Origin of the sequence: Photorhabdus noenieputensis (genome assembly GCF_018448935.1) — a bacterium.
GTDB lineage: Bacteria > Pseudomonadota > Gammaproteobacteria > Enterobacterales > Enterobacteriaceae > Photorhabdus > Photorhabdus noenieputensis.
This window is the reverse complement of sequence record NZ_RCWC01000012.1, coordinates 1-26,887: the sequence shown is the minus strand read 5'-3', so window position 1 is coordinate 26,887 and position 26,887 is coordinate 1. Positions and strand designations below refer to the sequence as shown.

Annotated in this window: 19 protein-coding genes; 6 read left to right on the top strand and 13 right to left on the bottom strand. The window is 40.4% G+C overall.

Annotated elements, in window-relative coordinates; genetic code table 11:
• Positions 1-17 precede the first annotated feature (17 nt).
• From EAE91_RS10325 to EAE91_RS10295, 7 genes are all read right to left on the bottom strand, one after another.
• Positions 18-761, bottom strand: coding sequence for a hypothetical protein (locus EAE91_RS10325; protein ID WP_214088426.1), 744 nt, complete (start codon positions 759-761; stop codon positions 18-20).
• Positions 758-2,680: a lipase family protein gene (locus tag EAE91_RS10320; RefSeq protein ID WP_214088425.1), complete on the bottom strand. Its 1,923-nt coding sequence runs from the start codon at positions 2,678-2,680 to the stop codon at positions 758-760. Before EAE91_RS10320 ends, EAE91_RS10325 begins: the two co-directional genes overlap by 4 nt.
• Before the next feature lie 591 nt (positions 2,681-3,271).
• Positions 3,272-4,105 carry a siderophore-interacting protein gene (locus EAE91_RS10315; protein ID WP_214088424.1) on the bottom strand — a complete coding sequence of 278 codons (834 nt, stop codon included), beginning with the start codon at positions 4,103-4,105 and terminating at the stop codon, positions 3,272-3,274.
• A gap of 138 nt (positions 4,106-4,243) precedes the next feature.
• Positions 4,244-5,332 (bottom strand): histidine kinase, encoded by a 1,089-nt coding sequence (locus EAE91_RS10310; protein ID WP_244868779.1) that lies wholly within the window; start codon positions 5,330-5,332, stop codon positions 4,244-4,246.
• A gap of 208 nt (positions 5,333-5,540) precedes the next feature.
• The gene (locus EAE91_RS10305) at positions 5,541-5,699 is read right to left on the bottom strand and encodes a DUF2474 domain-containing protein (protein WP_214088422.1); all 159 of its coding nucleotides are present in this window, start codon (positions 5,697-5,699) and stop codon (positions 5,541-5,543) included.
• Positions 5,680-6,687 (bottom strand): cytochrome d ubiquinol oxidase subunit II, encoded by a 1,008-nt coding sequence (cydB, locus tag EAE91_RS10300; protein ID WP_214088421.1) that lies wholly within the window; start codon positions 6,685-6,687, stop codon positions 5,680-5,682. The genes EAE91_RS10305 and cydB overlap by 20 nt, the downstream gene beginning before the upstream one ends.
• The gene (locus EAE91_RS10295; RefSeq protein WP_214088420.1) at positions 6,677-8,014 is read right to left on the bottom strand and encodes a cytochrome ubiquinol oxidase subunit I; all 1,338 of its coding nucleotides are present in this window, start codon (positions 8,012-8,014) and stop codon (positions 6,677-6,679) included. The genes cydB and EAE91_RS10295 overlap by 11 nt, the downstream gene beginning before the upstream one ends.
• Before the next feature lie 131 nt (positions 8,015-8,145).
• Between EAE91_RS10295 and EAE91_RS10290 the strand changes: the two genes are divergently transcribed.
• The 3 genes from EAE91_RS10290 to vapC all read left to right on the top strand — a co-directional run bounded on the left by EAE91_RS10290 (position 8,146) and on the right by vapC (position 10,373).
• Positions 8,146-9,573 carry an aminotransferase-like domain-containing protein gene (locus tag EAE91_RS10290; protein ID WP_214088503.1) on the top strand — a complete coding sequence of 476 codons (1,428 nt, stop codon included), beginning with the start codon at positions 8,146-8,148 and terminating at the stop codon, positions 9,571-9,573.
• Positions 9,574-9,735: 162 nt separating this feature from the next.
• Positions 9,736-9,966, top strand: a complete 231-nt coding sequence (gene vapB, locus EAE91_RS10285; protein ID WP_110090524.1) for a type II toxin-antitoxin system VapB family antitoxin — start codon at positions 9,736-9,738, stop codon at positions 9,964-9,966.
• A complete protein-coding gene (vapC, locus tag EAE91_RS10280) occupies positions 9,966-10,373 on the top strand; it encodes a type II toxin-antitoxin system tRNA(fMet)-specific endonuclease VapC (RefSeq protein WP_214088419.1) in 408 nt (135 codons plus the stop codon). The genes vapB and vapC overlap by 1 nt, the downstream gene beginning before the upstream one ends.
• Before the next feature lie 82 nt (positions 10,374-10,455).
• Here the strand turns inward: vapC and EAE91_RS10275 are convergent, their stop codons facing one another.
• The 3 genes from EAE91_RS10275 to EAE91_RS10265 all read right to left on the bottom strand — a co-directional run bounded on the left by EAE91_RS10275 (position 10,456) and on the right by EAE91_RS10265 (position 16,088).
• A complete protein-coding gene (locus EAE91_RS10275) occupies positions 10,456-11,298 on the bottom strand; it encodes a hypothetical protein (protein ID WP_214088418.1) in 843 nt (280 codons plus the stop codon).
• A gap of 515 nt (positions 11,299-11,813) precedes the next feature.
• Positions 11,814-12,620 carry a hypothetical protein gene (locus tag EAE91_RS10270; protein ID WP_214088417.1) on the bottom strand — a complete coding sequence of 269 codons (807 nt, stop codon included), beginning with the start codon at positions 12,618-12,620 and terminating at the stop codon, positions 11,814-11,816.
• Between the two features lie 789 nt (positions 12,621-13,409).
• A complete protein-coding gene (locus EAE91_RS10265; protein ID WP_214088416.1) occupies positions 13,410-16,088 on the bottom strand; it encodes an AAA domain-containing protein in 2,679 nt (892 codons plus the stop codon).
• 774 nt (positions 16,089-16,862) lie between these two features.
• On the opposite strand from EAE91_RS10265, the gene EAE91_RS10260 reads away from it, so the two are divergent.
• The gene (locus EAE91_RS10260; RefSeq protein WP_214088415.1) at positions 16,863-18,065 is read left to right on the top strand and encodes a phage tail protein; all 1,203 of its coding nucleotides are present in this window, start codon (positions 16,863-16,865) and stop codon (positions 18,063-18,065) included.
• A gap of 87 nt (positions 18,066-18,152) precedes the next feature.
• Here EAE91_RS10260 and EAE91_RS10255 read toward each other — a convergent pair whose 3' ends face one another.
• The 3 genes from EAE91_RS10255 to pth form a co-directional block, all read right to left on the bottom strand.
• On the bottom strand, positions 18,153-18,725 hold the full coding sequence (locus EAE91_RS10255; protein WP_214088414.1) for a nuclear transport factor 2 family protein: 573 nt from the start codon (positions 18,723-18,725) through the stop codon (positions 18,153-18,155).
• A 398-nt stretch (positions 18,726-19,123) separates the two neighbouring features.
• A complete protein-coding gene (ychF, locus tag EAE91_RS10250; RefSeq protein ID WP_214053174.1) occupies positions 19,124-20,215 on the bottom strand; it encodes a redox-regulated ATPase YchF in 1,092 nt (363 codons plus the stop codon).
• Between the two features lie 135 nt (positions 20,216-20,350).
• Positions 20,351-20,941: an aminoacyl-tRNA hydrolase gene (gene pth, locus EAE91_RS10245; RefSeq protein ID WP_214088413.1), complete on the bottom strand. Its 591-nt coding sequence runs from the start codon at positions 20,939-20,941 to the stop codon at positions 20,351-20,353.
• A 401-nt stretch (positions 20,942-21,342) separates the two neighbouring features.
• Between pth and EAE91_RS10240 the strand changes: the two genes are divergently transcribed.
• Together EAE91_RS10240 and EAE91_RS10235 are read left to right on the top strand one after the other, a co-directional pair.
• The gene (locus EAE91_RS10240) at positions 21,343-23,283 is read left to right on the top strand and encodes a phage tail protein (protein ID WP_214088412.1); all 1,941 of its coding nucleotides are present in this window, start codon (positions 21,343-21,345) and stop codon (positions 23,281-23,283) included.
• 240 nt (positions 23,284-23,523) lie between these two features.
• Positions 23,524-26,887, top strand: a 3,364-nt coding sequence (locus EAE91_RS10235) for an inverse autotransporter beta domain-containing protein (protein WP_244868778.1), incomplete at its 3' end; no start/stop codon positions are given.

Here is a 26,887-nt window from a genome sequence, read left to right as displayed (position 1 = left end):
CACAACCTTATAGAACGTTACTTTATGTAACGGGTATCTACCATTTGGGTATTGATTTCAATATGTCCTCTGGGATATTCAACCCATTCTCCCCTTCCGTTAGTGATAATAACTTTCGGCATCTTAGTTTCATCCAGTTTAGGCTTATAGATAATTTTCCATTCAGCATCCGGCGTTAACCTGAATCGAAAGGGATACATACTAACTTTACCCTGTAAAAATATTCTTTTTGGGCTCCCCTCAGCCATTTCCAAAACAGGGTAAATAATTGGGCTGAAATCAATGGTATTCAATGCTGCAATTTCGCTAATGTTTGTCCGAACTGCATCATTGACAAATGCAATTAAACCGGTTCCCGCATACGGTACAGCATCTTTCACCAGATGTCGGACATCGATATACCTTACTGCCACAGAAGCCTGATTGATTTTCCATTTACACCATCCTCCACCATTGAAAGGCAATTTCGCCTGAAAGTAACCAGTTTGTGGATCAGCTTTTACATCCAAATCTAATCCATAATAGGTCGGCACTTGATAAGGCGACATACCTGCATCAAACTGATATCTAAGGCAGTCTTTTGAGATATATTGCGCAGACACATACGGTTTTGTGTATTTCGGCACGACACCTTCCACCGTAATCAACTGTTTCTTCTCGTCAGGTGAAAAAGGAAAAAGCCAGTCAAAAAAGGTGTCACCAAACGCCCAGTAAATAGAATAGAGAAATAATAAGGACAGCGTTATCTTCAATATTTTCATACGGACAGTTCCTTTTTATCACAGTAATGCTGTAAGGCCAGTTCCCCTTGTTCTTCCTGCTGGCTGACCGTCAGTGATTTTATTAACTGCTTATCCATATCCAGAAAATAGAGATTTCGGTAGTAAATATTGTCAGGGATAAGCATCTTATGATTATCCATTTTCGCCTTAAATTGACGCTGACTGTCCTGATAAACCGTAATCTTATCCGGTTCGCATAACTCTCTGAGCCGCTTGTCAATATAACCCGCATATTTATACGAGCTATGATTAGAAAAACCGAACCCACCTTTCAAATCAGCACTTCTGTTTTCAACAAACAACTTGTCTTTTTCTTGTTGACTGAGCTGATTAAACAACGCATTTTGCCGCTCACCGGCCAGCGAAAAATCCTTTTCTGTTTCCTGATTTAACTCAGGAATTAAGTAGAGTTTTGTAGTGTTATCCAATATTTTTTCAGCAACACCGGTTATCAGGGAGATATTCCGGGCGGAAATCAGCCATTCTGGACAACTGTTGGCTTGAAAAAAATGAACAACTTTACCATGATGCAGATAAATTTCTTTACTGGCTGTCGCCTGCTTAATTGCCTGAATAATCGGTGACGGTGACAATAATTTCATAATTTCCCAGTCATACCCCGCCAACGTCCAGTAATTGAAAAAAACATTATCCATATCCTGCTCAAATGGCACAGCAGGGATTACATCATCTTCATTAACATGACGATAGTGGATAATAGAAGATAATTCCTCTACCGCACTACGAGTGAGTGTTCGTGGCATCCCGTAACTGTAGAGACAAGGATTGTGTTCTTTCAGTTGTGCGCTGTGCAATAATGCTAAGGCTCCCCCCAAGCTGTGACCACAGATAAATAACTTTCTATTTTTAATCAAATTCTGGATGTCACTGAATACTTCTTTCTTTTTATCATCGCTGGGAACTGTTAGTTTTCCAACCAGATTAAATGCCTCCCAAAACCCTTTATGCACTTTACCATGATGAATAAACTCACTGCACAATGCTTTGTCATCATCGCAACTTAAAGCCAATGGCTGGAAAGTGGCATCAGTCAGGTAATTATCCAGGCTAGCGGTTCCCCGCCAACTGACAATCACATCTTTCTCACTGGCAGCATAAAACAGTTTGGTATCACCCTGTTTGTTGTTCCCTGCTTGCGAATCAATAAACTCCACCCGGGCATAACGTTTACTAAACGGTACATCGTAAACCACAGGTGTTGCCGACAATGCTTCCACTTTATAGGGCAATTTTGAAACATCCACCATTTGCCGGTTAAAAAAGTGTTTCACAGAACCTTCAACATCGACATCCCCATCAGCATAAGCCAGTACGCTCATCAAGCACTGGTTATAAGCATTCACAATGGAATACTCTTTTTGATGATGTAGCAGTAAAACCCAGGCCCGGAAAGGACAGACTTCCAGAACATATCGTCGATTCACCGGATGAACCTGATAGCCTTTTGGCTCCGGGTCCGGGAAATGATAAGGTGGTGGAATATCTTTAGAATCTTTCCAATCTTTAATCTCCGGCAACCCATCACTGATCTGCCCGATAGTCACATAACGATATTGATAGCCTTCGGCTTCCGCTTTTGGTTTCACCACAGAGGCCCCTTCGCCACGTATTTCCCGCAACGGGCGCTGTTCCATTTCATCAGCCAGCGGTTGGGCACTGATATACAAAGTTACCGGATGGGGTGGCATATCTTCTTCCCGTAATAATCCATTACCATCGGTAACGCCTTTACGTCCCAGCAAAGGATTTCCACGGATTTTCAAACGATAAGGCATATTGACCAAGGGTTTCCCCTGTTCATCCACCAACTGAAATTCTATCCAGTTTTTCAGTATATTTTTACAGTCAAGACAATAGAGTGGGCTTAATTTGCTCATTGATACTATTTCCTTACGATTAACGTTACAGATAGGCTCGCAGCCCAAACATCATGTGGTGAAAATCCCACAAGACTTCCCCGTCCGGCTATCAATCACCTTTATCATCATGCTAATGAAATCAGCATAAATATCCCGTTGGGATAGCAGTCATTGATTTCGTCACTAAAGAAACAAGATAGTAAAAATCCTATTACCACAGATAAGAAACACCGCTTATACCGTGAGTAATAGTGAGTTGAACGATAGGAATACAGAAATGTATTCCTATCGATTAATCCCTTTGAATAAGGGAACAGGAGTTGAAATGTCCTTCATACTGTCCATATGATGGAACTCGGTTATGATTATTAAATCATCACCAAATAGCAAGAGAAAATTTTCATTTTTTTATTTACAAAAAATAAATTTGTAACAAAATGTTACAAACTCAATAGGGATTGAGTTATCGTCAATCGCATTTCTTCGATTTTAAAAACCTCGTTTAAAGTGATGTTGCTGATAATATCAATATCGCTGATTCCCTCACCTTCTGATTTCAGTAAGTGAGGGGGATTAAGCGAGTATAAATATGTAAGGCATGTAAGGCCATTAATCGCCGCTATCCATCACTTCATGACGCAGGACATGATAACCTTCCTCATCAAAGCCATGCCTCCAGTAAGGAATGGCATATAGCTGGTGGCGTTCATAGCCTTTTTCTCGGCGAATATAGCGACGAAGTTCTTTTACCAGCTTATCTTCACCGGCAAGCCAGAAAGTGACATCTTCTGCTGGTAATGACCAGGATTTGAATTCAGATACGATTGTGTCAGTTATTTCAATATCACCCGTGATCCAGTGAACCGCTATTCCAGCCGGCTTTTTTAATTCCTGCATATCTTGCTCACTTTCGATACGAATAATGATCTGTCCAGTCGCATCAGGTTTTACTGTTTCCAGTAGCGCGGCAATAGCAGGTAGGGAACTTGGGTCGCCAGCCATATAGTAGTGGCTGACTTTTGGCAATAATGGATCTGGGCCGCCGGGATTAGTGATACCGATCCAGTCACCAATTTGGGCCTTATAAGCAAATTCCACTGCCGGGCCGCCATTATGGTGTAGTGCAAACTCAATATCGATCTCTTTTTGTTCGGTACGAATGGCTCGAACCGAGTAAGTGCGAGTAATTGGACGCAGTTCTTTCGGTGGCCATATTGGGCCTTCTGGCGATAAAGTCGGTAATACCGGTTTAGTTTGTCCCGGAAGCGGTAAGAATATCTTTAGGTGCCCGCCTTCACATTCTGTGGGATAACTGCCCAGACACTCGCTGGTGAAAGTAATGCTGCGCATATTAGGTGTCACATCGAAAATGTTTTTTACCTGAACAAGCCTTGGTGGTGCAGGACGGTAAATATTTTTTTCTTCAATTGTGCTATTAGTCACGTAAAATTCCTCTGGAAAATTTACCTAAGGTTATTATCTGATAAAACCAAAGTTAGTGTAACAGCAATTAACATAAATGATAATTATTATCATTCAATAAACTGTGCTGCTGTCGGTAATGGGATTTATCTGTCTTTTTCAATCCAGTGAAAATTGAATTTCTATCTCTGTACCACCATGTTTACGATTTTTTATCTGTAATTGTCCACCCAGGATAGAAACTCTATCTTGCATAATAGCCATACCAAATTTGTTTTTATTAGCGGAGTCGAGATTGATACCTTGACCGTTATCACTGACAACTGTAATAATTTTGTCATCAATCGGATAAATGCGGACACTGATCCAATTGGCATCAGCATGCTTATAACAGTTATTCAAGCATTCCCGAATGATTTGTATCAAATGTTTGCTGTAACTGTCAGGAATGTGCTGATGTGTCAGGCGGTAATTGAATTCAATGTTAAAGCCTAGACGGTGGTTAAATTCATTAATCAAGTCCTGTAAAGATTCTTGTAGATTACATTGAGGTTGTTCGTTCCTGAAAGTTGCCAGTAATTCTCTTAGCTGGCGATAGGCAATATTCAACTCATCTTTAATCATATTCAGTGAGGTTAAACTTTGCTTGGGTAAATTATCACTGCCGATATAGAGGCAATTAACTTGAATCTTAAGGAAAGAGAGGGATTGAGCGATGGAATCGTGGAGTTCACGGGAAATAGCGGCTCTCTCGGCGGCCAATATACTCTGATGTTGGCATTGGAGCTGATTTTCCCGTAATAGTTTATTTGTCATTAAAGTCACTACCTCTTGGACCAGACTTTTTTCAGCGGGAGTGAGATCACTATTTCTGTGTGTCTTTATCCAGAGTGTTCCATAGTTATCAATATTGTCATCTAAATTCCATCTTGTAATAAGCGGCATATCGAAATAAGGGCATTGATGAGGATTACGGAAGAAATATTCTTGTTGCGATGGATAAAAGATGATTTTGGCTTCACAGAAAGGGATCAGGCGATTGAGGTGGGAAAAAATCTCCTGAAGCTTTTCAGGTAGCAGTTTACAATTTTGCAGTTTGAAATGGCTTTGACAGAGAAAATCTAAATAGCCATTTTTTTGTTTCAGTGCGTTAATTTCTGCTTTGTATCTTGCATGTTGCCATTCTTTAACGGGAGCAGAATTATGCACCACTTTTATCAGGAAGTAGACATTTGTAATGCTTAACATTATCAATAACGGTAAAATTAAATCTGGAATCGACGGTTTGTTAATCAACAACAGTATAAAAAGTAAAAATAAATTTATAATAGAGTTGATTACAAACAGTTTTTGATTTTTGAAAATGGTGTTATTTGAACTTGTTTTCATCAGGCTAAGATTCCGTTCTGCAATACTGATGAAAACTTTAGCTCAATTTATTAAATAGTGTTAATAATTACTTCAATTTCATACCTGCTGCTGTCATTAAAAGGCGAAATAGTGTGGAAACAGCAAAAAGAGCCATCACACTGCATAACCAGATCATTGCCATCCAGCCTATCCGTTTCCATACAGAGGGGCGTGGGGTGCTTTGATTAGTGGTAACCTTGTTCATGGTTAACTTTCCCCCGAAAAACGTAGTAGCTCCAATAGGTGTAAACCAAGATTACTGGAATGATGAGTAGAGCGCCGACCAGCATAAAACCTAAACTTTGTTGTGGTGCCGCTGCGGCTTCATAGCTGATTGTCGGTGGAATCAAGTTAGGCCAGATACTGATGCCCAATCCACTGTAGCCAAGGAAAACTAGCAATAGTGCTGATAGAAACGGTGTGTAATGGGTTTGGCGTTTGATTGAATATAGTAGCTTCCAACCAGCCCAAACCACCAACAGTGGCACAGGGAGAAAGAACAACAGGTTAGGTAGGCTGAACCAACGTTCAGCTATTGCCGGATGGATGAATGGTGTCCATAAACTGATAATGGCGATAACTGCCAGCATCAGAAAAATGAGCGGACGGGCGACACGATACATCTCTTGTTGTAAGTGACCTTCGGTTTTCATAATTAGCCAGCCACAGCCTAACAATGCGTAAGCAACTACCAGACCAAAACCACAAAATAGGGGGAAGGGTGAGAACCAATCAAAATAGCCGCCGGCGTAAGCTCGGTTTTCCACCGGGAACCCTTGAATAAAGGCACCTACTACCACGCCTTGAACAAATGTCGCCATCACAGAGCCGCTGATAAAGGCTTTGTCCCAGATATGACGATGCTCAGGCGCGCTTTTGAAACGAAATTCAAAGGCGACGCCACGAAAGATCAGGCCAAATAACATTAATGTCAGGGGGATTGTTAACGCATCAAGTATAACGGCATAAGCCAAAGGAAAAGCGCCGAATAAACCTGCGCCGCCAAGCACCAGCCAGGTTTCATTACCATCCCACACCGGCGCAACGCTGTTCATCATTAAATCACGATCTTTATCGCTTTTAACCGTGGGATAGAGCAATCCAATCCCAAGATCAAAACCATCCATGACAATGTACATCATGATGCTGAACACAATAATGATGAACCAGATTAACGGCAGATCAATACCCATTGTTTAACTCCTTTTTGGGACCTTTGCGGATAAGTTTCATCATGTAGGCGTAACCCACACCAAATACCGAGCTGTAAACCGCGATGAAAAGCAACAAACTGATGCTCATATGTATTTCACCGTGTGCGGATACCGCATCTTTGGTGCGTAGCAGACCATAAACTACCCACGGTTGACGGCCTATTTCGGTAGTAAACCAACCGGCAAGAATAGCGATCAGGCCGGAAGGTGCCATCAATAATAGAAAACGCAGGAAGGCTTTCGACTGATAAAGTCGTCTCTTATAGCGCAACCAAAGCCCCCAAAAGCCGACAACTATCATCAACATACCGAGGCCGACCATTACTCTAAATGACCAGAAAACCATAAGCGCGTTTGGTCTGTCTTCCGGTGGAAACTCCTTAAGAGCAGGAACCTGCTTATCTATACTGTGAGTTAAAATCAGACTGGCGAGATAAGGAATTTCGACGGCATAGCGCGTCTCTTCCCGTGCCATATCCGGGATACCAAACAGGATAAGCGGAGTCGCTTCGCCGGGAAGGTTTTCCCAGTGACCTTCCATTGCCGCGACTTTAGCGGGTTGATGTTTGAGTGTATTAAGACCGTGGGCATCACCAATCAATGCCTGTAAAGGTGCAATAATCAGGATCATCCACATCGACATGGACAGCATTTTTTTCATTGTTGTCGAGTCATTGCCTTTTAATAAATGCCATGCCGCTGAAGCTGCAACAAAGAATGCTGAGGCGAGGAAGGCCGCAGTAGACATATGGGCCAAGCGATAGGGAAAGGAGGGATTAAATATTACTGCCAGCCAATCGACGGGGACGACCTGATTATTGACAATTTCGTGTCCTTGCGGGGTTTGCATCCAGCTATTGGAGGCCAATATCCAAAAAGTGGATATCAGAGTACCTAGCGCCACCATAAAGGTGGCGAAGAAATGTAATTTTTCACCTACACGATTCCAGCCAAATAACATAACGCCGAGAAAGCCCGCTTCAAGAAAGAATGCGGTCAGTACTTCGTAAGTCAGTAATGGGCCGGTGATCGAACCAGCAAAATCAGAAAAAAAACTCCAGTTGGTGCCAAACTGGTAAGCCATAACCAGACCGGAAACCACGCCCATACCGAAGTTAACGGCAAAAATTTTCGACCAGAAATGGTATAGCACTTTGTAATCGCTATTCCGAGTTTTCAGCCATAATCCTTCCAGTACGGCTAAAAAACTTGCCAACCCGATGGTAATCGCCGGAAAGATAATATGAAACGAGATGGTAAACGCGAATTGAATTCTGGCCAGTTCCAAGGCACTTAAACCAAACATAGTGACCTCTTATTTTTAGTTTGAATAAAGGCAGAAAATGTATACGGGTAAGTAAAGCATGAAAAAAATAACTATAATAGTGACAATTTTCTGTATATTAACTATAACAGTTTGCGGAGAGGTCTGAATTGATGAAGCGTTATGAACAATTTGCCAAGCAAATTCTTCAACATATCGAAGATGGGACCTGGCTGGTGGGAGATAGATTACCTTCACTGAGAGAATCAGTGAAGTTATCAGGTTTAAGTTTGATGACCGTTGTTCAATCTTATCAATTACTAGAGAGTCAGGGATGGATCATTTCCCGGCCTCAATCGGGTTATTACGTCGCTAAACGTTTGCAACCCTTTGCCGCGGCAAAAGGGGGAAAGCGATTACATTTAAGTGAAAGCGTGGAAATAAGCGCTTCTATTTTTGATGTATTACAGGCGTGCAAAGATCCTGCGATTATTCCCTTTGGTTCAGCATTTCCAGACCCATCCTTATTAATTCAACCTAAACTTTCCAAAGCGTTAGCGGCCGCTGCCAGGCGAATCGCGCCGCATAGCGCTTTAGCTAATTTACCGCCGGGTAATGATAAGTTACGCCGTAACATATCGCGCCGCTATGCAATGCATGGTATTCATGTCTCTCCTGATGAAATTGTCATTACCGCTGGTGCGATGGAATCATTGAGTTTCAGTTTACAGTCGGTGACGGAGCCGGGTGATTGGGTGGTGATTGAATCACCGGCTTTTTACGGGGCTTTACAGGCCATTGAACGTTTACGCTTGAAAGCGGTAGCCATCAAAACAGATCCACAAAACGGTATTGATTTGGATGCGCTGGAGGAGGTGATTCAAAAATATCCGATAAAAGCTTGTTGGTTAATGACTCACTTTCAGAACCCACTAGGGGGAACAATGTCCGCTGAAAGTAAATTACGGCTGGTGAATATCCTGAACAGTAATCAGGTGGCGCTGATTGAAGATGATGTTTATGGTGAACTCTATTTCGATCAACAACGGCCTGTACCGGCGAAAGGGTTAGACAGCGAAAGTAACTTTATGCATTGCTCCTCGTTTTCTAAATGTCTGGCACCGGGATTTCGGGTCGGTTGGGTTGCGGCAGGAAAACATGCCAAGAAAATCCAACAACTACAAATGATGAGTACCGTTTCTGCCAGCATGCCGACGCAATTAGCAATTGCTGATTACCTTGCGGAAGGGGGATATGACAACCATTTACGTCGCCTTCGTCGCACATTGGAGCAACGTCAGCATCTGATGTTACGAGCGATTGGTGACTATATGCCCGATTCAGTAAAAGTGAATTGCCCTAAAGGTGGCTATTTTCTCTGGTTGGAATTTGAGCCTCTGTTCAGTGCGCAGCGGCTTTATCAACTGGCGTTGGCAGAAGGGATCAGCATTGCACCGGGCAGTATGTTTTGTACCAGCGAACAGTTTAACCATGCCTTTCGTCTGAATGCTTCTTTTGATTGGAACCAGGAAATGGAACATGCTATGCAGACTTTAGGCAATATTTGCCATAGTTTACTGTCTGAATGTGGAAAGGCATAACGATGCGGGTTTCTGGCTATAGTTGTTTAGTGATTTATATAGATAAGAGCCAATACCTTCAGAGTGTTTAATTAAGAAAAATTGGGTACATCTTGTTGACATGTTCTTTTTAGTGCTTATCATGGATATACAGTAAGTATATCCCTGTATGAGGAACATTTTATGGTTCAAACAACGGTATTTAAAAGCAATCGTTCTCAGGCAGTCCGGCTTCCTAAAGCTGTCGCTTTTCCGGAAGATGTGAAGTGGGTTGATGTTGTCGCTGTAGGCCATACTCGCATAATCACTCCGGCTGGTGAATCTTGGGACAGTTGGTTTGATGGCCCTAGTGTTACGGCCGATTTTATGGCAGAACGCGAGCAGCCGCCAGTACAAGAGCGAGAGGGATTCTGATGCTGAAATACATGCTTGATACCTGTATTTGCATCTACACTCTCAAGAACCAGCCCCAGAGAGTGCGCGAAGCTTTTCTGCTCCATCACGATCAGTTGTGTATCAGCACGGTGACATTGATGGAGCTGACTAAAGGCGCGGAGAAATCGGGAAATCCAGAAAGTAATATGAAGATTATTGAGGGATTCGTTACTAGGTTGAAGGTATTGGATTTCGATAGTAAGGCTGCTGTGCATGCCGGTCAGATTATCGCAGAGCTTGAACGGGGCGGTTTACGCATAGGGTCTTATGACAATCAAATAGCGGGGCATGCCAGAAGCCAAGGGTTGATTATCGTGACTAATAATGTGCGCGAATTTGAGCGGGTTCCTGGCCTTCGTGTTGAGAACTGGGTCAACGAAAAATAATTACTGTATTATCGATGGTTCAATGAAACTTATGGTGTCCACGACGTTTTTGCAGACACCATTTTGGGGTTACTTCACCACATTATTCTATACAAAGCGCTCTTACATGACTTCCTTGCTTTCTCCGAGTGGTCATACTGTCAATCCAATCTTCTAATGATACCTTCTGTGCTTTCTCGAATGCAGGTCTTACATTTACCCATGATTCGTATCTTAGGTTATATTCTGCTTGTGGCAGGAAGTAATGAGATTTGAATTCGATAAGTCCTTTATCATCTTCGTAAGCGACGATTGAAAACTCAGACCAATATAAGAAGAATGACACGCCACCTCTTGGTGAAGTAGCAAGAACACTTTGAACGAAATTGGATTGAGTTTGTCTCCTACCTGCATAGGATAATGCTGCGATAGCCAGTTGGCGCAGTGGGGTTTTCATCTGCTCTCTCTCCTGACTAGATAATCCTAAGAAGTTTTCCAGGAAAGAGTTGATCAAAACATCTGCATCATGGCTTTTTTGAATAACATTTTGTACGCTTGTTGACAGTAAAGAAAGGAATGGAACGCCAGATAATTCTTCTGTAAATGAGAAGAAATTCCTTTTATTACCTTGGCCTTGAGGATCTAAAGGATTATAGCCTGAGACCGCACGGCACATATTAATAACAGTTTGCAAGCCTTCGGTAATGCTCAGTGGATTTTTAGATGATGTGGAAGAATCTCTTGCAAGCTGTGTATAATCTCCTGTAGCTGCGCCATTAGCCGGGCTCTGTACATCAGAATAATCTCCAGCATCATGATAATCCATAATAATATTACCTGAGCGTTCCCAATCGTTAAGGAGCCTTGTTCCTCCTTTTTCAATATGTTCTATCCATTCTTGGGCTTTTTTAACTGCATAATCAGGATTATTTAAGATATTTTCCATGATTTTTATCCTTAATAGATTTATTAAGTTAGGTATTGAATGTTAGGGTACTGTTGAAAATAGGGAACAATGTTGAACCTTATTTTTAACAGTGAGATAAATCGATAATCATGTACTTAATATTACTGCTTTTTTAGCTTGGCGATTTTATTTTAAATTTTTGTTAACAATTGTTAAATATATTTTTGTGCGAATTAAGTATATCCGTAAATGGATGTTTTTCACTATCAAATATTAAGGGTATGTAACTTAACTTATTCCTCACGGATAAATGGTTCTTTATGTGATATTTTCATATTAGTATTAAAATACTGTTTGTGAAATTTATCTATTTGAAATTCATAGATTAAGATGATTCATTTTTATATATGCTGATCGTGTGTTATATTTTTTATATTCTATTTTCTTGAGTTTAATAATTTTATTGAATAACTATGATTAAAATAATCTCAGCACATATTGGTAATAATATTATTGATATAAATCAATTAATCTGCTGATAGCAAGTTGTCAGCTTATGTTTTCACTTTGGTTGTCATACAATCAATTAAATATTCTATGGTTATCTTATCCTGTTTCTCGAATACAGATTTTACTATTTCCCACGTTTTCTGGCTGAGATTATATTCTGCCTGGCAAAGATTATAATGAGAGGTGAATTTAATAGTACCCTTGTTATCTACTTTCTTTATTATCAATACAGAAGAATAGAGTAAAAGTGACACCCCATTTGGGGTTTTAGCCAGAGCATATTGTACCAGGTTGGATTTTTTTTCCTTTTGATCGGCATATGATAAAGTGGTATGAATCAACTTTTTCAAATAAACCTTAATGGTAATTTTATCCTCAGGAGATAACCCTTGAAAGGCTTCAACAAAAGAATCGATCAAGATATCTGTGTCATGACTTTGTTGAGTAATCGTATTTGTGTCTGCCCATAGTAAAGAGAGAAAGGGAACCTTTTCTATTTCTTCTGTAAATGCTATAAATTTCTGCGCATTGCCATTACCCTCTGGTTCCAGCGGGTCATAACCTGAGGTCTCCCGACATAAGTTAATGATAGTTTGCAGCCCCTCCGTGACACTGACTGGGTATTTATTTGATGTGGCCGATTTTTTTGCGAATAGTGCGTATTTATTTGTCGCTGCTACACTGGCTGTACTTTGTATATCAGAAAGATTCTCAATTTCTAGGAAACGAGTAAAAATGTTATCTGAATGTTGCTGCGTTTTAGAATATTTTTCTCCTCTGTGCTGAATGTATTCTATCCACGCTTGAATATCTTTAATTTTATGATCGGAATTTTTTAATATATCTTTCATGGTTGCTTTCCTTTATGGATTTATTAGATAAGCAATTGATTTTTATTCAACCTGGGTTCCGGATTCAGAAAGTATAATTTATTTTATATCAATAACATATGGTTTTGTTTATGTGATAAGCATATGTTCCTGAAAGTCGAGAATGTCTTAATCAATAGGTAAAAATATATATCTAATCTTTTAATAATAGTGTAAATATGTAATATGTAAAGTCCATTTCAGCAAAATTTGTGCGGTTTTTTATTGAATAATATCACATTATATTATTTTGCTATTTATTTTTTTATTTTCTAATAATGCATTTTATTATTAATTATTTGTTGATTTGTTTTGATACATATTTATTGAAAATAAATAATTACAAGCAAAAATTAAGATTAATTATACCAACGCCTTGGTTGAAATTTTTTTTGTCGTATGATGTATATTATTTTTGCTATTTATCGGTGAATGGTATTACCTAAATAATATAATGTGGGTTTATTGTGTGGGTAATTGTCGGTTCTGTTTTTGGGAATGGTTTTATTATTTATACGAGTTGTCACTGTTGAACTTATATTTAATGTCAGTATATCTTGGTGAAATATATGGTAATGATAAAACATTAAGATATTATATTAATTAATGTGAGTCGGTGATAAATAAAAAAATTCCAACTTTATCGATAATTTTAATAACCTTCTGAATCAACAGAAGGCTTTAAATTAAATTTGGATGAGTTAAAAAATGTATCTGAATACCGCGGATATTTTCTCCACTTAGTAAGCAATATTTGTATTCAAGCGGTTGTTATGAAGGAGTTTCGAGTATTCCAGTGATAAAATCAGCTATTTTACATTGAATATCGCTATCGATGGTTTTTAATCTTAATAAAGGAATGCCTGCTTTTATCAGAATGGCATTTTTTACATTGTCACGTTCAGACTGTTGAGCAGTATCATGATAATAACCATCCACCTCAATGACTCCTAAAGGGAGTTTCCCCATTTTGAAGTAGAGAACAAAATCACAGCTAGCTCTATTTCTCATAAATTCCAATTCATGCGGAATAAATGTGTTGTTTTTCAGTGAAACCAGTTGAATCAAGTCAATCTGCTGATGATATTTAATTGAATTGAACCTTTCCTGAGCCAGGGTCTCGCGTAGCAGTTGGGCAACAATTTGTTCCGATTTGAATCTGGAATCACTTGTACGCAACTTGGCATTTAGTTTTTCTAATGATTGGTCATATTCGTCATAAAGCAGATCAAAGGCAGAAATGACAGGGCTATCATGAAGTTGTTTGGTATCTGCATAATATCTGATATAGCGAATCAAAGCAGCAATACTTTGGTTATTCTTGGTAAATACATTATCCCCGGTCACCAGAGTAAATTTGTTTTTGGCACGGGATACAGCCACATTGATTAGATGCGGATCATCAACGAAAGAAATTTTCTTTTGGCTATCCCACTTCTTGTCTAAAACAGTGGAGAAAATAATCTCATTACACTCTCGCCCTTGGAATTTATGTGTTGTGGCCTTAATCATATCTTCCGGCAGGTGCTCCTGAGAAAGGTTGATCTGATTATTATAAGGAGCAATATAGCCGATATCATGGTTTGCTTCCCATCCGATTTTATTTAGGGACTCCAACTCTCGCAGGTTAGATAAGTTTCTGGTGTGATTTCCCTTGGCGGTGGTAATTAGTGATAATGCCTTTTCACCGTTGTCATGTGTCATCGGGATGAGTTGATTATCATAAAACTGTTTGTTGCAGAATTGAATGATTTTGGGATGGCATCGGTAGTGCTCTTTGAGTAAATTGATGGGGATATTATTCTGAAAAAGCCCGATAAAAGAGTCCAGGAGGCTATATTTTACGCAGTCGTAAAATTCATCTGGGGGCGTAATTTGGAGTTTCATTGGGACATGTGGTAATTGTTTTCTATCCCCGACAATAATGATATTTCTAGCACAGCCGAGACCTAGAATACCTGGAATAATGTCCTGTTGTGAAGCTTCATCCATAATGACATAGTCGAGTAAAGCACCTCTGGCGATAGAATTAATGATAGAGTGCGTACTGCTGCTAATAATAGGAAAGCGTCGTGTAAATTCACTAAATCTTTTACGATAATCTTGTGCGCTGAAAGTAGACTGGTGGTGAATGTGCTGACGTAGATGATTCTTAAGATACTTCATCGAACTATCTGTTAAATTGCTCAACAATTGTTTAAAATTGTGGTTTCGTAGCTCTTGCTTATACTTATCTAGTAGCTTTGTTTTTTGATGTAACATATTTTTATAATAGGAAAATTGTAGAGAGTAAATAAACTCCTTACGTTTCTCCCAATCATTCAGAAATTTGGTACGTACTATTCTGAAGTTAAGTAAGAGCTGAATTCTGTCTGCAAAAGAAATACGCCGCATTGCAAGATAGTTTAAATAAGCAAGTAGGTCGGTTGTTTTTCGTGGTGGTAACTTATATTTCTCTAATATTTTTGGCTTTGTTGTTAAATTTTCATTTTGCCACTGCTTTAGATATTGTTTTTCGATGGATAATTCATCGATCTGTGCCTGTAGAAGTGCTACCTGATTTTGAGCTTTGAGAAGCAATTTTAATTTATTTAGTGTTGCATTAATAGCCTGAATATCAGTGGTATGCTCAGTTTGTTCTGTAAGGGAGGATTGTCCGGTTTCAAAGAACAGATTTCTATTATCGGAACTCCCTAATTTGGCAACCAGATAACCTAGTCCCACTTTGGATAATTTTTCATATACATTCTCTACCGCAGAGTTGTTATTGGACAATATAGCCACTGTCTTTTGATTTAACAAAATGTTGGCAATAATGTTTAATATGGTTTGCGTTTTCCCTGTTCCCGGTGGACCCTCAATAATGCTGATCTGGGAGGAGAATGCGTGTTCAACAGCTTTTAACTGGCTTTCATTTACGCCAAAGGGATAAATAAAATGTTGAGTCGGCTTCCGAGTTTGATTTTTACCAAAACAATAAGCATGTAGCGCCGTATCAGGATGGGGAGTAATTTTTTCCATTTGGCGTAGCACGTTCTCAGCAATGAGCTTGTCATTTCCTTTGGTATGGTTGATACGTGCTTTTGCCACAGTGATAAAATAGTCAAAAACCGCTTCATTCATGATGTTCGTTGCGGAAATGATCTCAATCTTATCCGTTTTCATGACATAAGGTTTGTGACTTCCGGGATAATAGATGACGGTAAACCTATTGCCGTAGGTTTCTGCACTTTCAATAGCCGTGATAATGGACTGACCATTTATTATTAGAAGATTTCCTTTCGTGGCTTTTGTGGGGATGACCGCACATCTTGTCATTGGCAGAGTATATTGTTTTCCGGAAGCAAAGTAGCTGGTAAGCATCAGTTCATTGTTCTTGTCGTTATACCAAATTTTCCAGTCAGCTATCTGCTTGGTTTTGTCTTGTTTATCCATATAAACGGAAACCATGTCATATCGTCCATAAGAAATGTTTCATAATCCTTTAATATACTCAATGATGGTATGAATTAGAAGCTAAGCAACGGTATGAACTGGTGAAAATCATACGATAGGAACGCAAGCTTATTTTGCACATCCTTATGCTTCTTGGGAACGCAGTGTGAATAAAAACACAAATGGATTGATTTGTCAGTATCTTCCAAAGAGCACAGATTTTTCATCGGTGATAGAACAGGAAATAAGATTTGTATGAATAAACTGAATAATTGCCAACGTAAGACATTAAGGGACACAACACCTAATGAGTTATCTTTAAATAAAGAAGGTTATTTTATAGTATAGGTAAAATTATTTGCACTTATTATGTGAATGTAAGAAAACGAATAATTACAATTAAAGATTACGTTCAATTATATTAACTTCTTGGTTAAAATATTTTTGTTGTATGTTCGTTTTGTCTATTCTGCCGTGAAGAGAATTACCTAAGAGTATAATATGAGTTTATTATGTAGGTAATTATTGTTTTTATTCTGAGGAGGTAAATGTTATTAAAAATACTTTCGAGGTGAAATGGATTAAAATGGTTTTAATATATGTCTGGTTTTAGGTAGTTTTGTTTTTTATTGCTATCAATTATAAAAATAGTTATCAATTTAAGTTGCAAGCATGTTCCATTATTATTTTTCTAAGCTAGACTATGATTGAAGTGAATTGTTGGAAATAATTTTTACAGTGGTTAAATGTGTTGTTTATAAAATAATATTATTTTATTTTGGAGGGTGTATGAGTCCAAGAAATGATTTTAAATCTTTTTCTATTGGCAATAATGCTAATGTAGTGAGTCAAGAAGCCTATGAACAAAATCCAAATTTAAAGATTGGGTTTCCACCGGATAATATTACTGTTCATTTGCTCAATAAGGTATTACGTCAATCTTCCACAATAGCATCTATTGTGGCTAATTTTATCGCAACATATTCCGGCAATGATGTTTTGGACGATGGGGATATCGTTAAACTCACCGCCCAATTAAATGAAGCGTTAGAACAAAAAATTGCAACCGAAGTACCAAATGCCTCATTAACACAAAAAGGTGTTACTCAGCTCACAGATAAAACCGGCGACAGTAATACTCTTGCGGTAACGCAGAAGCTAGTTTCTGATGTAAATGATAATGCTAATAACCGATTGGCAAAAGATCAAAATGGTGCAGATATTCCTGATAAAAAAGCATTTGTGGAAAACCTCGGTTTAGAAGTTATTAGCACAAAACCGGTTGTTGTTGGGACTAATACCGCTTCTACAATCGATAATTTTGATAACATTCCTCAGAATTCGACATATTTTGGCTATCCAGTAGGACTAAATGGCCCAGGTATACATGGGCCAGGAATGAGATTTTCAGGAGGGTATGGGACCTTTAAGCGTTATGAGCTGATGATTCACGCCTCATACTTGCCGAAGAGCGAATTATACTATAGAACGCACAATGGTGACGGTAACATCAATAAATGGAATCCGTGGTATAAAGTCTGGTCAACAAGCAACGCCAAGCCCGATGCTAATGGCAACCTAAAAGTTTCCAGCCCGGTGGTAGATATTCATCCAGACGGAACTTACCAGTTAACTCGCGAAGCGGAAGGGGTGACAGTCGAGCGAATAGAGACCGGGAAATATCGTATTAGTGGTTGCAGCGGTTTTGCTAAAGATGGGGAGTGGGGAATTCACGGTGGCACTATCGTTCCGGCAGACAGCAATGGGTTAAATCTAATTTGGGTTTGTGAGTCGGTAGACCCATCTAGTGGTGATATAACCATCGAATGTTATCATCGTCAAAATAAAGAAGCGCCGATATTTGCGCAAAATAAGCGTGTTAAGAGTATTAATGATGACGGAAAAGTCATTTATTACAATGATGGTGAGCTATGCGACATTCCCGATGGACGAGTAATTAATGTTCGAGTGCAATTGCCGGAAAAACCATAAGAATAAGACTCTTGGAGCAGATCCAAACATATAACATTGCAACATTTACGGACTCGCTCTTAAGCAAGTCCGTATGAAGTTGTTGAATCAATTACTAACACCTATCTGTTTCATAAGTACAGAATCGTCCCAGAAGAGATACTCTTCATCCATAACTCCTTTTTTGTTCCAGTGTCCGAGTGTCGCCATAGGGAGGTGATACGCCTTACCTGTAGGCTTAATAACCTTACCATCTGGGAGAACCATGGGTTTCGTAAATGTTCCATCTGTAAATCCCGTAACAGCGGTCCATTCCGCATCAGCAGTACCAAACCGTACCGGGTGCTCTGTGATCCGGTTATCAGGAGCAAATGTCCACATATACTTCAGATCGTCAAGATGCTGTCGAATACCCTTAGTAGTATGACCATCAGGGTAGTGAACAATAATATTCATGTCATGGCTCTTATGTAGATCCCACCATCTTTGGTCTGTATAGACACGGAAATCAAGATCGTCAAAGTTAGCCAAATTTCTTTCCAGAGCTTTGGGCATCCCTTTGATTTTAGGTGCTGGTTGATCTACTTTCGTGCCGGGCCAATTATTTTGCACCGCAAGTGCTATCGGGCTGGCAGTAAGTAGTAAAAGCGTGAATAACGATAACCTCTTGTGACTTTTCATGGTCTTTCCTCTTTGTTAGTACTAAAGGAACTAAAAGATTGTTTTATAACGATTTAAGTATTGATGGACTCCTTATTAGATAAATTAAAAATGATTGTTCACCGGCTTGTTTGACTTTGACTAGATAGAGAAGAACCACCCAAAACAACGTAATTCAATAGAGTAAGTAACTAAACTGACTTACACACCGGATAGCTATCGTATAGAAAGTCATCAGGTAATAGATACTACGCCTAATAGAAAAGTCTGTAAATAGTCACATAAAGTAATTATAACTGTAAAAAATCAACTAGCTCGGATTAGCCGTATGAAAACAAAAATCCACGCAACTGCGTGGATTTTAAGGATTTTATCAGTCTCTGAGACATCTTGTGATGTTGTCAGAGATGAAAAATAAATTAGACGTTAAACAAGAAATTCATCACATCGCCATCTTTAACGACATAATCTTTACCTTCTGAACGCATTTTACCGGCCTCTTTTGCACCTTGTTCACCTTTGTAAGTGATGAAATCTTCAAAAGCGATGGTTTGTGCGCGGATAAAACCTTTTTCGAAATCAGTATGGATCTTACCGGCTGCTTGTGGTGCGGTTGCGCCAACTGGGATGGTCCATGCCCGAACCTCTTTCACGCCGGCAGTGAAGTAAGTTTGCAGATTCAGTAACTGATAGCCAGCGCGGATAACGCGATTTAAACCGGGCTCTTCCAGCCCAAGCTCAGCCATAAACTCTTCGCGTTCATCATCTTCCAACTCGGCGATATCCGCTTCTACCGCAGCACAAACCGGAACGACCACCGAACCCTCTTGTTCTGCGATTGCACGAACAGCATCCAAATGTGGGTTGTTTTCGAAACCCTCTTCGTTGACGTTAGCAATGTACATGGTGGGTTTCAGCGTCAGGAAACTCAGATAGCGAATAGCCGCTTTCTCTTCGGTGCTGAGATCCAACGCCCGCAACATACCTGCTTGTTCCAGATGAGGCAGACATTTTTCCAGTACTGCCAGTTCTGCTTTAGCATCTTTATCGCCGCCTTTGGCTTTTTTCTGGACACGATGAATGGCTCGTTCGCAGGTGTCCAGATCGGAAAGAGCCAGTTCGGTATTGATGATCTCAATATCAGCAGCAGGGTCTACTTGACCGGAAACGTGAATGATATTGTCATTGACAAAGCAGCGCACAACGTGGCCGATAGCTTCTGTTTCACGAATGTTGGTCAAAAACTGGTTGCCCAGACCTTCACCTTTTGATGCGCCTTTTACCAGACCAGCAATATCGACGAATTCCATTGTGGTCGGTAAGATCCGCTGAGGTTTCACAATTTCCGCCAGTTGTTCAAGCCGTGGATCTGGCATAGGGACGACACCGGTGTTGGGTTCAATGGTGCAGAACGGGAAGTTTGCCGCTTCGATACCTGCTTTAGTCAGCGCATTGAATAATGTTGATTTTCCGACGTTAGGCAGGCCAACGATACCGCATTTGAATCCCATGATTTTCACCTTAATTTACTTATAAATCAAAAGGCTGTGTTAGCCTGTTCGATGAGTCAAAAAAAATTGGTGCCATTATACACGGAATGGCGGGCTATCACGATCTTACAGACAAGATTTATCGACTTCATGTCATCAAGCGCTGGCTTTGAAGCTATGTAAACGATTGATTGCCTTATCCATATCTTGTTTCATCAGGATATCAGTACAACGCAATGCTTCATCAATTGCATCATCGATCAGCTTTTGTTCACTGGCTGGTGGTTTGCCGAGTACAAAGCCAACCACTTTATTTTTATCGCCGGGATGGCCGATACCGATGCGTAAGCGGTGAAAGTTAGGATTGTTACCAAATTTGTTCTGAATATCTTTCAAGCCATTATGACCGCCATGACTGCCACCCAGTTTCATTTTTGCCACCCCTGGCGGCAAATCGAGTTCATCATGGGCCACCAGAATTTCATCCGGTTGGATGCGGTAGAACGAGGCAAGGGCAGCGACAGATTTACCACTGAGATTCATAAACGTCGTCGGGACTAACAGACGAACATCGTGACCGCAGATACTAATCCGGGCGGTATAACCGAAAAATTTACTCTCTTCTTTCAGTGATTGATTGTGGCTCCGAGCGAGCAGGTCAACATACCAGGCTCCGGCGTTGTGTCTGGTTTGAGCATATTCAGCACCGGGATTAGCCAGACCGACGATTAATTTTATGTTACTCACTATTTTTCTTCACTTTTGGCAGTAAAACAAAAAGGAGGATAGTTTACCTGCCGGGTACGACGAGTACAAAGTTCAGTTTGATTGAGCCTTCCTTGTCATTGATTCCCGATCGTTAAGTGACTTTCATTATGTAAAATTGTAAAAAATAATTTAATAAGTTTCGCAATTGTAATGACAAGTGATGGAGTGGATAGAAATTTGCTATCTATCTCTGGCTTGAGAATATTAGATTTTTATTGTTTTCAGTTATACAAAAATAGTTAACAACCTAAGTCGTAAAAAGGTTTTATTATTATTTTTACTAATTTGACTATAATTAAAATAAATTGAGGGGGAATTATTTTTACAGGAATTTAACATGTTGATTATGAAATGATATTTTTTTAATTTTAGGAGGATATATGAGTCAAAAAAATGATTTTAAAGCTTTTTCTATTAGTAATAATGCTAATGTGGTGAGTCAAGAAGGATATGAAGAAAGCCGGAGTTTGAAGACGGGGTTTCCACCAGAAAATATTACGACTCATTTACTAAACAAGGTATTACGTCAGTCGTCAACCATAACATCTGTTGTGGCTAATTTTATTGCAACATACTCCGGCAATGATGTTCTGGATGATGGGGATGTAGCTAAACTTATTGTCCAATTAAATAGAGCATTAGAACAAAAAATCGCAATAGCAGTACCAAGTGCTTCATTAACACAAAAAGGTGTAACTCAGCTCACAAATACAATAGGTAATAGTAATACCCTCGCGGTAACGCAGAAACTGGTTTCTGATGTAAATGATAATGCCAATAACCGATTGGCAAAAAATCAAAATGGCGCAGATATTCCTGATAAAAATGCGTTTGTGAAAAACCTCGGCTTATCGGAAACAGTGGAATTGGCGAAAAATGCGGTATCGGCCAATGGGGGGGATTATCCACAGTATTTTAGGTTTAAACAGGTTGAAACACTGCCCACCGAACGTAATGCGACTATGTTAGTTTCTGCGCAGGGTGCCAGACCAACAAGTGAAATAGTCGGGTATACGCTTTACAATTGGTATGATAATTATATTAAAACAGGTATTGTACGTGGCGGTAGCGTAGATACTTACGGATATACGATAGATATTAATGGCAGACGGGTTTTCTCTGTTTCTCCTGAGGGTTTGATTGAAGCCGCGTCAGCGAATATAAATGGGAACGCTAGGTTTAAACAAGTCGAGACAATTCCAAACGAACGTAATGCGGTTGTGTTAGCTTCTGAATCTGGTGGAAGACCGGCGGGTACAATAGTCTCGTATACGCTTTACAATTGGTATGATAATTATGCTAAAGCCGGTATTGTACGTGGTGGTAGTGTAGATACCTATGGATATTCTATAGATATTAATGGTAGACGGGTTTTCTCTGTTTCTCCTGCGGGTCAGATTGAAGCCGCGTCAGCGAATATAAGGGGGAATGCGGGAGTTTTTAACATAACCCATGACACGGGTAGACATGCATATTTTCAGTTTATTGAGGAAGCAAAAAGGACGGCCTATATTGGATTCCCGAGTGACGGCTCATCGGATTTTGATATTTGTAACGAAAAAAAATCTAGCAAATTAACAATTGGTGGAGAGTTGGCGGCATATATTAATAATAATCGGGTTTTCTCTGTTTCTCCGGCGGGGCAGATTGATGCCGGGTCGGCAAATTTAAAGGGGGCCGGAGGTATTTTTAATATAGTATATGACACGGGTAGACACGCATATTTTCAGTTTGTTGAGGGAGGAAAAAGAACCGCCTACATTGGAGTTCCAGGTGACGGATCATCGGATTTTGATATTTGCAATGAAAAAAATTATGGCAGGCTGACAGTTGGCGATAAGTTGAAATATAACGGTAATCCTATTGCCGTTTTTAATGATAATTGCATCGCTGATACTAACGGCAATCTCAAAGTATCCAGCCCCGTAGTGAATATTCATCCAGACGGAACTTATGAGCTAACTCGTGAAGCGGAAGGCATGGCTGTAGAGCGGATAGAGACAGGGAAATATCGCATCAGCGGCTGCAACGGCTTTGCTAAAGATGGGGCATGGGGAATTCACGGCGGTACAATTGTCCCGGCAGATAGCAACGGGTTAAATTTGATTTGGGTTTGTGAATCAGTAGATCCATCTAATGGCAATATAACCATTGAATGTTATCATCGTCAAAATAAAGATGCGCCGATATTTGCTCAAAATAAACGTGTTAAGAGCGTTAATGGTGACGGAGAAGTTATTTATTATAATGATGGTGAACTATGCGATATCCCCGATGGACGAGTGATTAATGTTCGAGTTCAACGGCCGGAAAAACCATAATAACCATAATTACTGAGTGCGAACTCAGTAATGACAAATAGACAGAAAACCCGTTGTACAAGTATTTCAACGGGTTTTCTGCTTATGTTTTTAATGAAAGTTGTATAAATACTTAATGATGTGTTAGAAAATAGTTTCATACGATTTTTGTTTTGTTAAGTGATTACTAATGGTTATCAATTGATAATTTATTTTCATTATACAAAGTTATAGAAAATAATTTAATGTGCTATAGGAGTTATGACTGAATATAATGGCAGGAACTTTATGGTATTACTGATGAACATCAACCGTATTTTTCGTAACGTAATAAGTTATAGGGTAAATAAGCGTGTGCTGATGGGCTGTTTTTTATTTGCCGCGTTTATGCCACTAAAAAGTTATACTGCGTTACCTGAATCAGGAAAATCTTTGATTGGTGTTGAAAATTGTCAGGATTACCCAGAATCCGCTATGAAGCATAATCAGGCCGGTAAAAAATTACACGAAAACATTACTCATAAAGAGAAAAAGCGATCAGAACAGAGACGGTGCGGTAATTTTTTATCAAAGAGAAGTGTAATAGGAAAAAACGATAGTGGTGAAAAACCCAAAATACCCCAGTTATATGAAAGTAATCCTAAAGATGATAATCAAAATACCCCTCCTTTAATCTTATCTCGTAGCACTGAACTCTTAGGGTTATTAAATTCAGATCCAAAAAAATTAGCTCAGGATTATATTGTCAATAAATTAAATAGTCAGATAACAAATAATACTCAGAAATGGTTATCCCAGTTTGGTACAGCTAAAATTAATTTAAATGTTGATCATCATGGGCACTTGGATGAAAGTTCTGTAGACTTACTCGTTCCTTTCTATGATGATAAAGATCACTGGCTTGTTTATAGTCAATATGGATATCGTCATAAAGATAGCCGTGACACTGTGAATTTAGGCATTGGAACCCGTTTATTCATAAACAATTGGATGTATGGGGCGAACACTTTTTACGATAATGATTTAACTGGTAATAATAGCCGATTCAGTTTGGGTGGTGAATTATGGACTAACTATTTAAAAATGTCTGCTAACGCATATTTTCGCCTGAGTGATTGGCATAACTCCCGTGATTTAACAAATTATTATGAACGCCCTGCAAATGGTTATGACCTTATCGCCGACATGTATTTACCTTCAATGCCGTCACTCGGTGCCAAAATAAAATATGAACAATATTTTGGTGGTAATGTTGCGTTATTCGGAACGAACAATAGGCAAAAAGATCCATATGCAGCAACTATTGGGGTAAATTATACCCCGGTTCCACTGATCACAGCGGGAGTTGACTATAAATTAGGGAAAGAGGGAAAAAGTGATGGCATATTTTCGTTAAATGTGAATTACCGATTTGGTGTTCCGTTATCAGAACAACTTTCACCAGAAAATGTTTCTTCACTACGAAGCTTAGCCGGCAGTCGTTACGACTTAGTTGAAAGAAATAATAATATTATTTTGAATTATCTGAAAAAACAGCAACATCTTAGATTACTGGTCCCTGTAATGGAAATTAGTGGTTACGGTGGTGAAGTTAAACCAATACAAATTCAATCTGATAATCCATTCAAAAATGTGACTTGGGATATACCTGAATTATTCCAGAAGAGTGGCGGAATTATAAATATAGAAAGTACTAATGGTTATACGATTCAGTTACCGGAATATCAGCCTGATGGAAAAAATGACTATACTATAATAGGTACAAGTAAAGATGATCAGCAGAGTGTACAAATACAAATTCATATATTACAACGTAATATCTCTTTGAGTGTTGACACAACCGATCCTTTAATTGCTGATGGAAAGGCGAAATATGTCTACACAGCTACTCTGCTTGGCGCTGACAAAAAAACGCCGATAGAAAATGCCAAATTGATTTGGGATACGGATAAGAAAGATCCGGGATTGAAATTAAAGCCTGATTCAGAGGCAACAGATAAGAATGGGCAACAGACGGCAACATTAACCAGTACAACGCCATTATCCGATATACAAGTCAGCGTCAGTATTAATGGCGAACGTGTTACTACGGATAAAAAAGCCAGCTTTACTGAGTCCAGCAGCAGTTATCGAGTCACTGGTGTGACGGTGGATAAGGAGGGGCCGCTCTACAACAACGGCGCGGACAGTTATACCTTCACGGCGACGGTGGTGGACGCGCATGGCAAGCCGGTAGCGGATAAACCGATCGATATTGACTGGCAGACAGATAAAGCGGAGGTCGGGTTAAAACTGACGAAACAGAGCCATTCGGTGAGTAACGCGCAGGGACAGGTGACCGCGACCTTAACCAGCACGGCGGCGGTGAAGGATGTGCAGGTATCGGCGAAGGCGGCGGCAAATTCGTCGTGGGTCGAGGCTGATCGAAAGGTGAGCTTTGAGGAGCTGAGCGCCAGCTATTATGTCGCCAGCGTGACGGTGGATGCGGAGAAAGACAAGGCGCACTACAACAACGGCAGTGACAGTTATACCTTCACGGCGACGGTGAAGGACGGGCACGGCAATCTGGTGGTGGGTCAACCGGTCGACATTGACTGGCAGACAGACCCAACGCCAGCCGGGTTAAAACTGACGAAACAGAGCCATTCGGTGAGTAATGCGCAGGGACAGGTGACCGCGACCTTAACCAGCACGGCGGCGGTGAAGGATGTGCAGGTATCGGCGAAGACGGCTGCCCAGCAGACGGCGGAAAATGCGAACGAGAAAGTCAGTTTTACGGAGTATAGCGCCAGCTATTATGTCGCCAGCGTGACGGTGGATGCGGAGAAAGACAAGGCGCACTACAACAACGGCACTGACAGTTATACCTTCACGGCGACGGTAGTAGATGGGCATGGCAAGCCGGTAGCGGATCAACCGATCGACATTGACTGGCAGACAGAGCCAACGGTTGACGGGTTAAAACTGACGAAACAGAGCAATTCGGTGAGTAACGCGCAGGGACAGGTGACGGCGACCTTAACCAGTACGGCGGCGGTGAAGAATGTGCAGGTATCGGCGAAGGTGGCAGCGAACCCGTCGTGGGTTGAGGCTGATCGAAAGGTGAGCTTTGAGGAACTGAGTCTCAGTTATCGAGTCTCCAGCGTGAAGGTGGCAGTGGATAAGGACCCGGTGCGTTACAACAACGGCACTGACAGTTATACCTTCACGGCGACGGTGGTGGACGCGCATGGCAGGCCGGTGGCGGATAAACCGATAGAGATTGACTGGCAGACAGATAAAGCGGTGGCCGGGTTAAAACTGACGAAACAGAGCAACTCGGTGAGTAACGCGCAGGGACAGGTGACGGCGACCTTAACCAGCACGGCAGCGGTGAAGGATGTGCAGGTATCGGCGAAGGCGGCGGGTAACTCGTCGTGGGTCGAGACTGATCGAAAGGTGAGCTTTGAGGAGCTGAGCGCCAGCTATTATGTCGCCAGCGTGACGGTGGATGCGGATAAAGACAAGGCGCACTACAACAACGGCAGTGACAGTTATACCTTCACGGCGACGGTGAAGGACGGGCACGGCAATCTGGTGGTGGGTCAACCGGTCGACATTGACTGGCAGACAGACCCAACGCCAG

Bases quoted from the DNA above. Each gene is read 5' to 3' on its own strand.
- EAE91_RS10325 (WP_214088426.1), bottom strand. From the start codon at position 761: ATGAAAATATTGAAGATAACGCTGTCCTTATTATTTCTCTATTCTATT.
- EAE91_RS10320 (WP_214088425.1), bottom strand. From the start codon at position 2,680: ATGAGCAAATTAAGCCCACTCTATTGTCTTGACTGTAAAAATATACTG.
- EAE91_RS10310 (WP_244868779.1), bottom strand. From the start codon at position 5,332: ATGTTAAGCATTACAAATGTCTACTTCCTGATAAAAGTGGTGCATAAT.
- EAE91_RS10305 (WP_214088422.1), bottom strand. From the start codon at position 5,699: ATGAACAAGGTTACCACTAATCAAAGCACCCCACGCCCCTCTGTATGG.
- cydB (WP_214088421.1), bottom strand. From the start codon at position 6,687: ATGGGTATTGATCTGCCGTTAATCTGGTTCATCATTATTGTGTTCAGC.
- EAE91_RS10295 (WP_214088420.1), bottom strand. From the start codon at position 8,014: ATGTTTGGTTTAAGTGCCTTGGAACTGGCCAGAATTCAATTCGCGTTT.
- EAE91_RS10290 (WP_214088503.1), top strand. From the start codon at position 8,146: ATGAAGCGTTATGAACAATTTGCCAAGCAAATTCTTCAACATATCGAA.
- vapB (WP_110090524.1), top strand. From the start codon at position 9,736: ATGGTTCAAACAACGGTATTTAAAAGCAATCGTTCTCAGGCAGTCCGG.
- vapC (WP_214088419.1), top strand. From the start codon at position 9,966: ATGCTGAAATACATGCTTGATACCTGTATTTGCATCTACACTCTCAAG.
- EAE91_RS10275 (WP_214088418.1), bottom strand. From the start codon at position 11,298: ATGGAAAATATCTTAAATAATCCTGATTATGCAGTTAAAAAAGCCCAA.
- EAE91_RS10270 (WP_214088417.1), bottom strand. From the start codon at position 12,620: ATGAAAGATATATTAAAAAATTCCGATCATAAAATTAAAGATATTCAA.
- EAE91_RS10265 (WP_214088416.1), bottom strand. From the start codon at position 16,088: ATGGTTTCCGTTTATATGGATAAACAAGACAAAACCAAGCAGATAGCT.
- EAE91_RS10260 (WP_214088415.1), top strand. From the start codon at position 16,863: ATGAGTCCAAGAAATGATTTTAAATCTTTTTCTATTGGCAATAATGCT.
- EAE91_RS10255 (WP_214088414.1), bottom strand. From the start codon at position 18,725: ATGAAAAGTCACAAGAGGTTATCGTTATTCACGCTTTTACTACTTACT.
- ychF (WP_214053174.1), bottom strand. From the start codon at position 20,215: ATGGGATTCAAATGCGGTATCGTTGGCCTGCCTAACGTCGGAAAATCA.
- EAE91_RS10240 (WP_214088412.1), top strand. From the start codon at position 21,343: ATGAGTCAAAAAAATGATTTTAAAGCTTTTTCTATTAGTAATAATGCT.